At 40.7% G+C, this 15,036-nt stretch carries 13 protein-coding genes; all 13 read left to right on the forward strand.

The window, feature by feature from the left end:
* Nucleotides 1-56 precede the first annotated feature (56 nt).
* Entirely contained in the window at nucleotides 57-857 is an 801-nt protein-coding gene (locus ACRWP9_RS03765) for a FimV/HubP family polar landmark protein (protein ID WP_434927928.1), read from the forward strand.
* Between the two features lie 184 nt (nucleotides 858-1,041).
* Nucleotides 1,042-2,319 carry a FimV/HubP family polar landmark protein gene (locus ACRWP9_RS03770; RefSeq protein ID WP_434927929.1) on the forward strand — a complete coding sequence of 426 codons (1,278 nt, stop codon included), beginning with the start codon at nucleotides 1,042-1,044 and terminating at the stop codon, nucleotides 2,317-2,319.
* 170 nt (nucleotides 2,320-2,489) lie between these two features.
* A complete protein-coding gene (rpmE, locus tag ACRWP9_RS03775) occupies nucleotides 2,490-2,702 on the forward strand; it encodes a 50S ribosomal protein L31 (RefSeq protein ID WP_226411727.1) in 213 nt (70 codons plus the stop codon).
* A gap of 418 nt (nucleotides 2,703-3,120) precedes the next feature.
* Entirely contained in the window at nucleotides 3,121-4,359 is a 1,239-nt protein-coding gene (locus ACRWP9_RS03780) for a malic enzyme-like NAD(P)-binding protein (protein WP_434927930.1), read from the forward strand.
* A 158-nt stretch (nucleotides 4,360-4,517) separates the two neighbouring features.
* Nucleotides 4,518-6,437 carry an RNase E specificity factor CsrD gene (csrD, locus tag ACRWP9_RS03785; RefSeq protein WP_434927931.1) on the forward strand — a complete coding sequence of 640 codons (1,920 nt, stop codon included), beginning with the start codon at nucleotides 4,518-4,520 and terminating at the stop codon, nucleotides 6,435-6,437.
* 360 nt (nucleotides 6,438-6,797) lie between these two features.
* On the forward strand, nucleotides 6,798-7,679 hold the full coding sequence (locus ACRWP9_RS03790; RefSeq protein WP_434927933.1) for a biogenesis protein MshI: 882 nt from the start codon (nucleotides 6,798-6,800) through the stop codon (nucleotides 7,677-7,679).
* Entirely contained in the window at nucleotides 7,676-8,284 is a 609-nt protein-coding gene (locus tag ACRWP9_RS03795; protein WP_434927934.1) for a PilN domain-containing protein, read from the forward strand. Before ACRWP9_RS03790 ends, ACRWP9_RS03795 begins: the two co-directional genes overlap by 4 nt.
* Entirely contained in the window at nucleotides 8,281-8,943 is a 663-nt protein-coding gene (locus ACRWP9_RS03800; protein ID WP_434927935.1) for an MSHA biogenesis protein MshJ, read from the forward strand. Before ACRWP9_RS03795 ends, ACRWP9_RS03800 begins: the two co-directional genes overlap by 4 nt.
* Nucleotides 8,924-9,241 (forward strand): MSHA biogenesis protein MshK, encoded by a 318-nt coding sequence (locus ACRWP9_RS03805; RefSeq protein ID WP_434927936.1) that lies wholly within the window; start codon nucleotides 8,924-8,926, stop codon nucleotides 9,239-9,241. Before ACRWP9_RS03800 ends, ACRWP9_RS03805 begins: the two co-directional genes overlap by 20 nt.
* A 13-nt stretch (nucleotides 9,242-9,254) precedes the next feature.
* On the forward strand, nucleotides 9,255-10,934 hold the full coding sequence (mshL, locus tag ACRWP9_RS03810) for a pilus (MSHA type) biogenesis protein MshL (RefSeq protein ID WP_434927937.1): 1,680 nt from the start codon (nucleotides 9,255-9,257) through the stop codon (nucleotides 10,932-10,934).
* Between the two features lie 27 nt (nucleotides 10,935-10,961).
* The gene (locus ACRWP9_RS03815; RefSeq protein ID WP_434927939.1) at nucleotides 10,962-11,918 is read left to right on the forward strand and encodes an ExeA family protein; all 957 of its coding nucleotides are present in this window, start codon (nucleotides 10,962-10,964) and stop codon (nucleotides 11,916-11,918) included.
* Nucleotides 11,915-13,279 carry a tetratricopeptide repeat protein gene (locus ACRWP9_RS03820; protein WP_434927941.1) on the forward strand — a complete coding sequence of 455 codons (1,365 nt, stop codon included), beginning with the start codon at nucleotides 11,915-11,917 and terminating at the stop codon, nucleotides 13,277-13,279. The genes ACRWP9_RS03815 and ACRWP9_RS03820 overlap by 4 nt, the downstream gene beginning before the upstream one ends.
* The gene (locus ACRWP9_RS03825) at nucleotides 13,276-15,036 is read left to right on the forward strand and encodes a GspE/PulE family protein (protein ID WP_434927942.1); all 1,761 of its coding nucleotides are present in this window, start codon (nucleotides 13,276-13,278) and stop codon (nucleotides 15,034-15,036) included. The genes ACRWP9_RS03820 and ACRWP9_RS03825 overlap by 4 nt, the downstream gene beginning before the upstream one ends.

Genomic DNA, 15,036 nt, shown 5'->3' on the forward strand with positions numbered 1-15,036 from the left:
GTGTACCGTTAACTGACAATAAATATAACAAACAGAATAAAAAGTAAGGTGAAGCTATGAATATGATGGGATTGATAATCAAATTCCTGCTCGTTGTTGTGCTGATATACAGCCAAGTTTTACCTGCTCAAGTATCACATATCAGTATTAATAGTCGTCAATTTGAACTAGGTCAGCCGCCTGTATTCAAGGTTAATTTCATTGATCAGCATGCTGATTTATCTTTATATCAATTTGCCATCAAACAAACACACAATCAGCAGACTATAATGCAGGTATTGATGGCGGAGAAAATTAATCCTTACTTATTGCATGTTCAAGGTAATAAAGAGGTTACGGACACTGGTGCTGAGTTAATTGTGTCAAGATTACACAGTGAACATTGGGCAGCCATAATCACTTTGGCTTTATTTGATGCGCCTATCTCAGATAAAAGTGCGGCCTTAACTTCAACTGGTATTACACCTGCTAAGGTAAATCAAATCGCCGATACACCTAAAAATAGTTCATCGGCGCTTGTTGATTCAGTTCAATCTTCGCCAGTTAAATCTGCTTCAGTGAGTTCGCAAAAAACACCGCCTTACGTTGAAGCGAATTGCACTATAGAACGCAATGACAGTGATACCTTGTGGAAAATAGCGAATCGTTATAAAGGACAGTGGAATACCAATGTTTATGGAGCAATGCTGGCAATATTTGAATCAAATTTGATTGCTTTTTCTAAACAACGTATTCATTTATTGTTGAAGGATGCGCCATTAATCTGCCCATCTAACGAAATTTTGACTGAATATAATGATAAGTCAGCCGATCGTCGCGTATTTGAAGTGATTGAAGCTAAGCATCTGGCTCAGTAGAGCTTAATACATTAATAAATCAGTATTTAGTTGCAGCGGATTAGGGTATTTATATATAGTTGTTAGGCTTTGTTAAAAAAAAGTATCGATAATAAAAATGAGATAGAGCCATAATGGATACGCATCGATAAAAATGACAACGATAATATTGGTGTATGAATATAGTTAGACAAAGGATTAATAAATGAAAGCCTTTCAGGTATGTATCGCTTTAGCGGCATTTGCGGCTAGCGTATTCACTCAACCTGCAGTCGCTGATGTAAGTCATATCGGTATCGAAGCCATGGACTTTGAAGCTGGTGAGTTACCCAAACTAAATGTTAATGTGGTCAGTGACCATAATGACCTCTCACTACTCACCTTTTACATACGTCAAAAATATAAAAATACTATAGTGTTAGAGAAGTTAATTGTTGATGACCATAAGCAAAATACTTTTATTTTACGCGGCGAAGAAAAAATTATTGACCCTAATTCTTCACTGATAGTATCTGAGTATCGCAGTGGTAAATGGCAGCAATATTCACCGGTAAGCTTATTTAAAGGCGATTTGGGGAAGCAAACAGCGAGTCATCAAGCGGATAAGCCGGTAGCGATTAAAACCATGAAGTCTTCGACAGCTTATAAGCAACGCCATCAAAATGTTGTGGCACAACCACAAGCCAAGCCAGAGAGTCGTTACAGCTCATCAATAGCTAGTACCTCATCAAGTACCAGTAATAGGTATTCATCGTCAGCAGACGCGAGTCAATCTGACTGTATAATTAATAAATCTGTCGAAGATACCTTATGGAAGTTGGGTATAAGTAATGCCAAACAATGGGGAACCAATGTGTTTGGTGCCATGATTGCTATTTATGAAACTAATCCAGATGCTTTTATTGATCATAATATTCAAAAGTTAAAGGCTGATAGTAAGCTGAATTGCCCCTCTGGTGAGATGCTTGCTCAGTTCCAAAGTCCGAATCAAGATAAGTTGTCGTTTGATGCGTTAGTGGCGGGAAAAATATCCAAAGCTGAGCATAATAACCTTGATGATCAGGTTGAGATGGTACAATTTAATGGCCAACAATCGCAAAGGGTTAAAGAAAGTGAAGTCACAGCACCACCTGAGGTGATTGAAACAATTGAAGATGAGATTGTCAGCATTGGGGTGAGTGACAATGAGCCAGTAGCAGATGAGTCATACTTAATATCTGAATGCGTCATCAATAAGCTACCTCAAGACAGCCTGTGGAGTGTTGCAACGGCGAACCATAAGCAATGGAATACGAGTATATTTGGCGCGATATTAGCGATATATGAGGTCAATCCTAGTGCATTTTCGGGTCAGAATATTCAACAGTTAAGAGCCGATGCTACATTGGATTGCCCATCTGAGGATATTTTAAAGCAATATCAAAATGCTCAGGCAGATAAGCTAAAGTTTGATGAATTGGTTGCTAGGCAGCAATCAAACTAGCGATAAATTAACGGCGTTTGGTCTACAGTGCTCTGCGCTGAAAATAACCGCTTGTGTGCAAAGTGTAGAAGCTGTATTATCTTGCGCCTAAAACATATTGTTATTAACTGCATGTGGTGTCCAACTTCGGGTTGAGATAGCGACATGGCCTTCAATTTAAGGTAACCCCCATGAAAACAGGTATTCACCCAGAGTACGCAGAAATTACCGCAACTTGTACTTGTGGCAACATCATCAAAGTAAACTCAACTGTTGGCAAAAGCTTGCACTTGGACGTATGTGGTGCATGTCACCCATTCTATACTGGTACTCAGAAAATTGTTGATACTGGTGGTCGTATTGACAAGTTCAACAAGCGTTTCGGCGCACTTGGTAAAAAGTAATTGCTTGTGCAATTATGACAAAGGCGCCTTAGGCGCCTTTTTTGTTTTTGAAAATCATTTATCTTCACGTGATAACTCTTCCCCAAGATCATTTTGTTATAAACAATAGCTTAGTTTACTTAGCTGGTATTGTTGTTATATTTACTAACATTTTATTGGGTTTAGTGACAATTTAAGCGTTAATTGATTAAATGTTTGTTATTTTACTACACTTTTAACTTGTTGATTTTTAAAAGTTCATAAATGATAAGTTATTATTAAATGGCTTAGGTACTGTAATGGTAAGATGTGTGGTGAAAGTTTGATTTTTTGATTTATATCCACTTTAGATTAGCGTATTGTTAGGGTTCTTCGATGCTGAATAAACCAGCATTCATAAGATAACTGTTCACAACAATAGCCATTCAGGATTGATAAAATGTCAGATATTCGCCAACAAGCCCTCGATTATCATGAATTTCCCGTACCTGGCAAAACTGCCGTTTGTTTAACCACACCCGCACAATCAAGTCATGATTTAGCACTGGCGTACAGCCCTGGTGTTGCAGAACCTGTGCGTGAAATTGCAGCCAACCCTGAGAATGCTTATCGATATACTAATAAAGGTAATACCGTTGCGGTTATTACCAACGGTACCGCAATTTTAGGACTAGGAAATCTAGGTCCTTTGGCTTCAAAGCCTGTGATGGAAGGTAAATCTTTATTATTTAAGCGCTTTGCTAATATTGACTCTACTGATATCGAGGTGACTCACAATACATCAGAAGAATTTATTAATACCGTAGCGGCTATTGCGGATACTTTTGGCGGCATTAACCTTGAAGATATTAAAGCCCCCGAGTGTTTTGAAATTGAAAAAGAATTAATTGCCCGCTGTAATATTCCGGTATTTCATGATGATCAACATGGCACTGCAATTGTGACTGCTGCAGGCATGCTGAACTCACTTGAAATTCAAGGGAAGAATATTAAAGATGCGATATTTGTCTGCCTTGGTGCTGGCGCGGCCGCGATTGCCTGTATGACCATGATAGTAAAATGCGGCGCTTTACGTGAAAACATCTATATGTTGGATCGCCAAGGTGTTATTCATACTCGTCGTGAAGATTTAAATGAATATAAAGCATTGTTTGCCAATAACACTGACAAACGCACTTTGAAAGATGTGATTGAGGGGGCCGATGCTTTCTTAGGCTTATCTGGAGCCGATTTGCTGACCGAAGAAGATGTGAAGCTTATGGCGCCTAATCCAATTATTTTCGCTTGTTCAAATCCTGACCCTGAAATTAAACCGGAAATTGCCCACAATATTCGCCAGGATTTGATCATGGGCACTGGTCGCAGTGACTATCCAAATCAAGTTAATAACGTGCTTTGCTTTCCGTTTATTTTTCGTGGTGCTTTAGATGTGCGTGCAGCAGTGATTAATGATGAAATGAAACTGGCAGCGGTTTATGCCATTGCTGATTTAGCCAAAGAAGCTGTGCCTAGTGAGGTTTTAGCAGCTTATCCGAATGTTAAGTCCCTTAGCTTTGGGCCTGAATATGTTTTACCTAAGCCAATGGATCCAAGGTTGCTGGTTAATGTCGCTCGCGCCGTAGCACAAGCTGCGATTGATTCCGGTGTCGCTAAAATTAACAAAGTACCAGCGTATTAATTTATCGGATAAAATGGTCATCGGCGCAAATACCAGTTTATATCAAGGGGCTTAAGCCCCTTTTTGCTGTTTTCTGCAATGTATCGGGATAAAGCAAAATATTTCCTTTAGATTATGTATACTTACCAAAGAATAAAAATCCAGCAGGAAGCGGATAAATGAAGCTTACTCAAATTCTCACAAAAAAATTGACCAGTTTTTGGTTGGTGTCTTTGGCTGCCGTTGCCTTTGTTTTTTTACTTTGTGCTTTAATGAGCTTTATTCAGCTGACCTACCGTTTTCAACAAAGTAAGGTCACTGAACTGGAATCTATGATTGTGGTCCACTATAAACAACATAGTGAGCGCCAGTTAGATACATGGTTGCCGGCCGTATTAAAAGCCTACCATGCCCAACATTTTCAATTGAGTCTTGGTGATAAAGTCTTATTTACTTATCAAGCAGATCACCCCCGTACTCCTTATTCAAACCTTAATTTATATCAACATGTTATTGACGCCGATAGTGGTCTTAGTATGACGCTTGCGGTACCTCCTCCTTTTAGCGCATATCAGCTGGGGTGGTATGAAACATTGATTCTGTTAATCGGACTTGGTGCCATTGGGGTGTTTGTGCGATACGGTTTAAGGTGGATTAGCCATGAGTTAGAGGGTATCGAGCAACTTGCACTGCGGAGTAAATTAATTTTAGACGGTGATATTAATGCTGCAAAATCACAAGCAACTAATGGACGTCCGCGGCTAATTAATCGGGCTATATCTCGCTTACTTGATGAATTGGATGATGCCAAACAAGAGCGTGGCAGATTAGATCAATTTATTCGAGCCAATACTTTTCTAGACCCGATAACTAATATTGGTAATAGGCTGTATTTTGATAATCGTATTGATGCGTTAAGCCATGATAATAAAATGGTGGCCCATGGGGTGATATTTCTACTTGAATTTAATGATGATGCATTAATGGATGTTAAGGCAGATGTTGAAGCCGATCGGATATTTTTAACCCAAATAGTTGCCACTATTTCGCCGTTGATTAATGAGCACAGTGAGGTGATTTTTGCACGTAAAACACTGTTGCAGTTTATTATCGTGATCCCTCAATTATCGTTAGATGAAGCCGACTTATTGGCTGACAGATTATTAAGAAACTGCTTATTGGTAGATCATCACCATATAGTCAACCACGACAACTATCTTCATTTTGGTGGTGCATTTTATAAAGCTGGAGATCAGCCATTATTAATCATTGAAGAAGCCGAAATGGCGCTGCGCGCTGCTCAGCTGCAAAGAATTAATACATGGTTTATGTACGATAAAGGTGCGGTGGACCAGGAAATTGCTAAAGGGTCGGTTAGGTGGCGCAGTTTTTTAGAAAATGCACTCGTTCAAAAGCGTTTTATTGTAATGACCCAGGCTGTGCTGGATAGTGATAATAGCCTGCTACATTATGAAGTATTTAGCCGTGTTAAAGATAATAAGAATAATGAGGTAAGAGCAACACTATTTATCCCAATGGCCAATAAGTGTGGCTTGATGCCGCAGATAGAAAGGCAGGTTATTGAGAAAGTATTATTTGGTTTAATGCAAAACAATACACTTACCTATAGTGTTAATTTAAGTATGGACACGCTAACAAGCCGTGCTTTTATTCGTTGGATCCAGTCTACTTTGCTTGAGCACAGGCCATTGGCAGCAAGGTTGATTTTTGAAGTGTCCGAAGATATTTTTATTAAGCATCAGCAACATCCACAATTAGCTAAAACGCTCACTATGTTATCTAAAATAGGCGCTAAATTGAGTGTAGATCATGTAGGTAAACAAGTAGTTGGCACACAATATATTCAAAACCAAGATTTTGATTTTGTAAAATTAGATCGTTCAATTATTCGTCAGGTGCATGAGCGACCTGAAAATCAGTTGTATATCCGTAGCCTTATTGGTGGTCTGTTACGTTCGAAGGCGCAGGTCATAGCGGAAGGAGTTGAAATGTTTGAAGAGTGGCAAACATTGAAAATATTAGGCGTTAGTGCCGCCCAGGGGCCGTTCTTGGGTGATGCTATGGTCTGGCAAAGGTGATGAGTCAGTAAACTTATATGTTATCAAATATCGTGAAAAACTTGTTTATCTTAGCGTGACAATCTATCTTATCTAAATAGGGCTATTTTTAGTATTTTTCTATAAAATAGAAAATATTAGCTGTTAAAGTATCGAATAAGTTCACCATGGATAATGCCATGTTTTTAGTTTTAGTTAACAGTTATGGTTGAATTAATGTTAGCGGTTAATATTTGTACTCAAAAGCCGTATCGTCAAAAGTTTAAATGGATGTAAACATACGATTAGACGCCAACACTTAATTCGAGTTAGATTGACTTTTTTAAGGCTCAATAAGTATGTTGGGGATCGACACCATTTAACACGCAAAAAGGTTTTTAGATGAATAGTGGTTTTGTTAATAAATTGGCTTTTTGGCGTACAGCAGAGGCTTCCGCTAAATTGGGCGTGTTTGTCGACACTGACTCAGTGTGGGTCTATCAAAGTGAAACGTCAGGTCAAGCCGAATCGTACACCAAATTTCCATTAATAAAACAGAACTGGAACGAAACTTTTAACGATATAAAACAAAAGTTTGGCACGGCTACTGTGCAAATAGTTATGTCAGCTAGCCATTATCAATCACTGCAAGCCGAAAAACCTAATGTTGAACCAGCCGAAATTAACCAAGCATTAATTTGGACTGTTAAAGACATGGTGTCCGAACCTGTTGCCAATATTCATCTCGATTATTTTGAATCGTCAGTTTCCGCTAACACTAAAATCAATGTCGTTGTTGTCGCTCGAGATAAACTTGTCGCTATTGCGAGTGCGTGTGAAGAACTTGGTTTTACCATTGCGGGTATTACCATTGAAGAGTTAGTGTTAACTCACATATTTGACGCAGATAACATGGCCCACATGTTAGTAACACATTTACCTCACCAGGAGTTGTTATTCACAGTCATTAAAGCGGGTGAATCTTTAATGCAACGCCGTGTACGTGGTTTTAACGAGTTGCAAGATGTTAAAGAACAAGACTTGAGTGCTGGGTTGGCAGATAACTTAAGTTTAGAAATACAGCGCTCAATGGACTATTTCGAAAGTCAGCTGCGCCAGGCGCCGGTTGCTGCGATTAACTTGCTGACAGAGGGTAAGCAAGCTGCTCTGACTAAATTAGTTGCTGCTAACTTTAATCAAGCAGTTACTATGGTCGAACATCAAGGTGTTGCAGCTTATTTGGCCAAATTAGCCTTTGTAGAACTATCAAGGAGTGAAGTGTGATTAAAAGCAGAATTAATCTCTATACCGCTTCGCTTTTACCTCCCAAGCAAAGGTTAAACTTTACTAGGTTAATGGCTGCTCTAGCAGTGTTACTGAGTGTAAGCATACTTTTATATGGCCTTGCCTGGCATCAATTGAATAATATGCAGCATGAATTGCAGCAGGCTAATGCTCAGCAGCAAATGTTAATCGAAAACAAAAACAACTTAGAACAACAGGTTGCTCAACGTGTTCCCGATCGTGATTTAGTCGCCCGTGTTGAGCTTGAGGAACAACGTTTAGTGTTAAAGCGCTTGCTTAAGAATGAACTAGAGCAGCGCACAGCTTTGATTAGTCAAGGTTATTCTCCTATTTTAACTGACTTGGCAGTGGTATCTGACGCATCAGTTTGGTTGAGTCGAATTTATTTTAATCAAACCCAGATTGAATTTGAAGGTTTTGGGCAGCAACCCTCTAGCATTCCGAGATGGATTGAGCGACTTAATACGGCTGAGACACTTAAGGGTTTTGCTTTTGCCACTATGACGATGGATCGAGGCGAAGATCAGCCTTTGGCCTTTAAGCTTACCAGCATGCCTGTGGTGAGTAAGGAGATGGCTCAATGAAACAAAAGTGGCAGTTAATTGAGCAAAAATTTAATCAGTTGACTCAACGTGAACGAGTATTAATTGCTGCGGCAACGTTTATCGTTATTGGTATGCTGGCTTTTTTACCACTCGATGGTAGTTGGATGAAAATAACCCAACTAGATAATCAATTGCATAGCGTTGCGCAAGAAACCTCCATTATTGAACAGCAGATTGAGTTATATCAACAAAGGTTGATGTTAGATCCCAATGCAGATTATCAGCAAAGGCTGACATTAATTAATGAGCAGATGCGTGTAGTTGATGCAGAGCTAGATGCGCAAATGGTTGATATGGTGCCAGCAGATTATATGCCCACTGTATTGGCTAATCTGTTATCAAATGATAAAGGCATCAAGCTAATTTCATTTAGCTCTATTGCCCCAATTGCACTTTTACAGGTGGGTGAGGACGAGCAGCATCAGATGAACCTATACAGCCATGGGATCAAGCTGCAAATTGAGGGCGATTATTTTGCTATTTTGAATTTTGTTAAAGCGGTTGAATCTATGCCAGATAAGCTTTATTGGAAGCGTTTAGATTATCAAGTTGCTAAACACCCTACAGCAAATGTCGAATTAGAGTTATATACATTAAGCATTAATAAGGACTTTATCAGTGTTGCTAAACAAGATTAATCCTTACGTTATGAGCAGCTTGCTTTCATTGGTGGTTTTTGCCGCCCATGGGCAGACATTGCGTGATCCGACTTTACCAAGCGCGAGTTATCAAGCCGTCGTTATAGCGGATGCGACAGAAAGGTTAGTGCTAAGTAGCGTCATTAATGGCGCATCTTCGTTTGCGGTGATAAATAATAAAATTATGAAAGTTGGGGATAGGGTACAAGGAGTACGTATTGTGGCAATTGGTAAAAGCCAGGTAAGCTTGTCTGATGGTCGTAAACTCCAACTATTCCAGTCGGTAACAGAGAGATAGGACAATAATAACAATGAAATCGATTAACTATATCACCCCTCTGTTGGCATTAAGTTTGATGGCATGTCAAACCACCAATCGTCCAGATCCAACTGAATCAAAACAATCAATTAATGAGTCATTAACGCAAGCGCAAGCGCCCAAATTGGTTATGCCTCCTCCTGCTGCCATGCCCGCTGATGTGCAACGTGAGCTTAATGGTCAAAACGGTATTGGCGCTTCAATGCCGCCGCTTCCAGCAGAGCGTCGATTTGATGTTTCAGCGCATGAAGTTGATGCAAGAGTCTTTTTTCCTTCATTAGTTGAAGGTACGCCACTCAGTGTTGCTGTGCACCCCGAAGTACAAGGTAGTATTTCACTGTCTTTAAAGAGTGTCACTTTAGCCGAAGCAATCCAGGTTGTTGAAGACATTTATGGCTATGAGGTGAGTCGAGAAGGCCGGATATTACGTGTTTTCCCTTCTGGAATGCGTACAGAGACCTTCTCATTGAATTACTTATATATGGAACGTGAGGGGTTATCGTTAACTTCAGTCAGTTCAGGTCGTATTTCTGATAACGACAATAGTTCAAATTCGAGTAATAACAGTAATTCTAATTCAGGTAACAACAGTAGCTCGAGTAACAACAGTAATAACGACAGTAGTAATAGTAATAGCAGCGATAATACAAATGGTACATTTATCCGTTCCAGAACTAAAACTGATTTTTGGGGTGAACTAAAAGAAACGCTAACCGCTATTATCGGGGAAACTGGCGGCGGGCGCCAAGTAGTTGTAACTCCGCAGGCTGGCTTAGTGACGATTCGTGCATTTCCAAATGAGTTACGCCAGGTACGCTATTTTATCGAAAAAGCAGAGACTCATTTACATCGTCAGGTGATTTTAGAAGCTAAAATTATTGAAGTGACCTTATCTGATGGTTATCAGCAGGGTATTCAATGGGAAAATGTCATGGGTCATGTTGGCAGTACTAACATTGATTTTGGCACAGGTGCAGGTCAGGGATTAAGTAATGCTATTACCAGTGTAGTTGGTGGCGTGACCTCAATTAATGTCAAAGGTACTGATTTTGCTGCGATGATTAGCCTGCTAGATACGCAAGGTGACGTCAATGTGTTATCAAGCCCAAGGGTGACCGCTTCTAATAACCAAAAAGCGGTTATAAAAGTGGGTAGTGATGAGTATTTTGTCACCGATGTGTCATCAACCACTGTTGCAGGCACTACACCAGTGACCACTCCACAGGTTGAATTAACGCCTTTCTTTTCTGGCATTGCGTTAGATGTCACTCCGCAAATTGATGATGATGGCAATGTGTTATTACATGTCCACCCATCAGTTATAGATGTGAAAGAGCAAACTAAATTAATTAAAATCAGTGATTCCACCTTAGAATTACCTCTAGCACAAAGCGAAATTCGCGAATCTGACACTGTGATTAAAGCGGCCTCGGGCGATGTGGTGGTTATTGGTGGTTTGATGAAGAGCGATAATATCGAAATTGTGTCTAAAGTGCCGCTATTGGGAGATATTCCCTTTATAGGTGAAGCATTTACAAATCGCAGCAGTTCAACCAGAAAAACCGAATTAATTATTATGCTAAAACCTACCGTGGTGGGTGATGATACCTGGGCAAATGAGCTAAAACGTTCGCAGGATCTTATTGAGCGTTGGTATCCGACTCAGCAGTAACCTTTGGCTGATCAGGAATTAGCAGTTATGTATTTGCAACACTTTGGTTTACGGCAGTTACCTTTCACATTGACGCCGAATACCGGATTCTTTTTTGGACTAACGCCACATGTTGAAGCGTTGCAAGTGCTGCAAATGGCGCTGGAAACAGGCGAAGGATTTATAAAGGTCACAGGCGAAGTTGGCACTGGCAAGACTTTAGTTTGTCGCAAATTATTGAATGAGTTACCTTCGCAGTTTCAATGTGCTTATATTCCGAACCCTTACTTAACCCCAGCTGAGTTACGTTGGGCGGTGGCAGCAGATTTAGGTATTGATGTCGCCGAAAAACTTGATCAACAGCAATTGACCCGGTTGATACATGAAAAGCTATTAGCACTGAGCGAGCAAGGTTTTCAAGTTGTGTTAGTGATTGATGAAGCACAAGCTTTACCGGATGAAAGCTTGGAGGCACTGCGATTATTTACCAACCTTGAAACCGAAAGCCGTAAGTTATTGCAAGTGGTGTTATTTGGTCAGCAGGAGCTTGATGACAGATTAAATCAGGCTAATTTACGCCAGCTAAGACAGCGGATTACGTTTAGTTATCATTTACGGCCATTAAATTGGGATGAGGTTCAAGCCTATATGAACCATCGTCTCACGATAGCAGGCTACCAAGGTCTGGCCACTTTTACCGTTAAAGAATCAAAGTTAATCGCCTCCGGCGCACGCGGGATCCCTCGGTTGGTGAATATACTCGCCCATAAAACGTTATTACTTGCTTATGGAGAAGGGGCTACCAAAGTCACCTTGGCACATTGTAAAGCGGCAATTAACGATACCGAAGATGCCAATAAGAGTATTGTGTCCTCATCACAATTATTTACCCGTAAACCAGTACTCGTTTTCATCGGGGTGGCGTTAAGTGTTTTGGTTGGATTACATTTCAGTTCGATTTCATGTTGCGGTCATTGGCTGGCACGAATAAGTGGGTGGTTATGAGCGTAATCAATAAAATGCTGCAAGATTTAGAGCAGCGTCAGCAGAATGCGACTCGTGCAGATACTGCACCAGCAAGCCAATTTGTTCGTCCTCAAGTAGAGTTTAACAGTCAGGTTGAACAACCAAAAAAAACACGTTTAGGATTATTAGTGCTGGCATTGACTATTCCTATGGCGTGGTTTGGGTATAGTTTACTTCAGCAAGGTGAGCAGCTTGAGGATGCGGCAGAATTTTTGCCTGAAATATCGACTAGCAATACCAGTTTACCCGAACAATCACTTATTTCTTCAACTGTATCACCAGTGATAACATCGGATAATCAGCAAGTTGAAGAAACTAGCCAAAAGCAGGATATGTCGGACGAACAATTAACCCAACTTGCGTTATCAACAGAGCTTGGTAATGACTCCGCCAGCCATTTTATTGCAGCAGAAATTCTAGATGAGCAAAATATCGAGCTGCAACCAGCTGAAGCTACTATGGCCAAGCAAGATGCCCAGCGATCAGAGTTAGCGCCGCAATCCGATACTTTGGAGCAGCAAGATACAGTCAATGTTGCTGCCAGCTCAGATATTGTACAAGCCACCGCGATAACAACCGAGAGTGAAGCACCTGCAGTGGCTAGCTCTGCGCAGGCTAACTCGACTATACAAGCTCAATTACAACAACCATCACAACAAACATCGCAACAGCAACAATCATCACAGCAAAAGACTAGTAATAGGCCAGTAAGTCAGCAAGCTGTGGCGAGTAATATGAAGGTAACTGAAGTCAACCTGACTAAGGCGCAATTAGCTAAGGTGTTATTTCAAAAGGCGCAAACGGCAGAAAAAGAAAAACGCTTAAGTGATGCATCAAGCGGGTATTTAGAAGCGATAATACTCGACCCTAGCTTGCATGCGGCGCGCAAACAGTTAGTGAGTATTTATTACGCTCAAAATAATGCTAATACCGCGATTAGATTACTTGAAAGCGGCGTAGGTATGTTTCCGTCACACTGGGAATTTTATTTAATCAAAGCCAATATTGAAAACGCTTTGCAAGAATATCGCGCCGCTTTGCAATCATTGAGCTACATTGATGATAGTAGTCACTTTGTTAAAGATAAGTGGGTATTTCAAGGTGAAGTAGCCCAAAAAATAGGTCAATATAGTTTGGCTGAGTCTGCTTATCGCTCGCTGTTAACCCTTGAGTCAACGCAGGCTCGGTGGTGGATGGGATTAGCCTATGCATTAGATTCTCAGCAGCAATATGTCAAAGCGGCCGAAGCTTATCGGTCTGCATTAAGCTATCCAGGATTATCGAATACTGCGATTGAATTTGTTGAGCAGCGTTTAGCGCAGCTAGGAGAAAATCAATGAAACCTAAGTTAAAGATGCGTTTAGGTGATCTTTTAGTCCAAGAACACATTATTTCGGAAGCTGAACTTCAACAAGCGTTAGCAGAGCAACGTAGTTCCGGTAAAAAACTCGGCCGTACCTTAATTGATTTAAAAAGTATTAGTGAAACGCAATTACTGCAGTTTTTATCACAGCAATTAAACTTACCCTTTTTAGATATTAGTCGCCTGCCGATTACCCCTGAAGTGGTTAATATTCTTCCAGAAGTACAGGCGCGTCGACATCGTGCACTTGTGGTTGAGAGCAACCACGATAGTGTCTTAGTGGCAATGAGTGACCCTGCAGACCTTCAAGCAATTGATAATTTGGAAATTCTTGTTGCACCTAAACAACTAAGAATTGCGGTAGCACCTGAACAACAGCTGTTAGACGCGTTTGATAATTTATATCGTCGTACAGATCAAATCGCGCAAATTGCCGGTAAATTAGATGAAGAATATGCCGCTGACGACATGTTCGATTTGGCAAATTTAACCCAAGGTGACAGCGATAACGAAACAACAGTTGTTAAGTTACTGCAATCAATATTTGAAGATGCAGTGCAAATGCGCGCTTCGGATATTCATATTGAGCCAGGTGAGAAAGTACTGCGCATTCGCCAGCGTGTTGATGGACAACTGCACGAAAATATTTTAAATGAAGTCAATATTGCTTCCGCTTTAGTGTTGCGCTTAAAGCTGATGGCCGGACTGGATATTTCTGAAAAACGTCTTCCCCAGGATGGTCGCTTTCACATGGAAATAAAGGGCCATAAAATTGATGTTCGTATGTCGACTATGCCCATTTATCATGGTGAGTCAGTCGTAATGCGTCTACTCGATCAAACAGCAGGTTTACGCACACTAGATGAAACCGGGATGCCGCCACACATTGTTGCCCGTATTCGTAAACAAATTAAACGCCCCCATGGCATGTTGTTGGTAACAGGCCCAACAGGTAGCGGTAAAACCACCACTTTGTACGGTATTTTAAGAGAGCTAAATACAGCCGACCGTAAAATTATTACAGTAGAAGACCCGGTGGAATATCAATTACCGCGCATTAACCAGGTGCAGGTGAATCATAAGATTGGTTTAGATTTCTCTAACGTGCTTCGCACCACCTTACGTCAAGACCCTGACATTATAATGGTGGGCGAGATGCGTGACCAAGAAACCGTTGAAATTGGTTTGCGAGGCGCATTAACCGGTCACTTTGTATTATCGACTTTGCATACTAATGATGCGGTCACCAGTGCATTACGTTTGCTCGATATGGGCGCGGCCAGTTATTTAGTTGCCAGTGCTTTAAGAGTGATCATTGCCCAGCGTCTTGTGCGCAGAGTGTGCCATAATTGCAGTGTCGATTATCAATTAACCCCAGCTGATACCAGTTGGTTGAAAAGTGTTTCTAAAGAAGATTTTTCACAGGCCACCTTTAAAGTAGGGACGGGCTGTCAAACATGTAGCGGTTCAGGTTACCGTGGTCGTATCGGTATTTTTGAAATACTAGAACTTGATGAGAACATGATTGATGCCATGCGTACAGGTAATCCACAGGATTTCGCCCGCGCAGCATTAAAAAGCCCTAATTTTGTTCCTTTGGCTAAATCCGCAATGGAATACTTATTTCAGGGCACCACAACTATGGAAGAGGTGTCCAAGTTGGTTGAAGATGTCAGTGAATCTTCAATTGCGTTATCACAAGATGTTATAAACCAACAAACGGCTGAGGCGTAA

The sequence above is a fragment of the Shewanella sp. HL-SH2 genome, assembly GCF_051164935.1.
Classification (GTDB): domain Bacteria; phylum Pseudomonadota; class Gammaproteobacteria; order Enterobacterales; family Shewanellaceae; genus Shewanella; species Shewanella glacialimarina.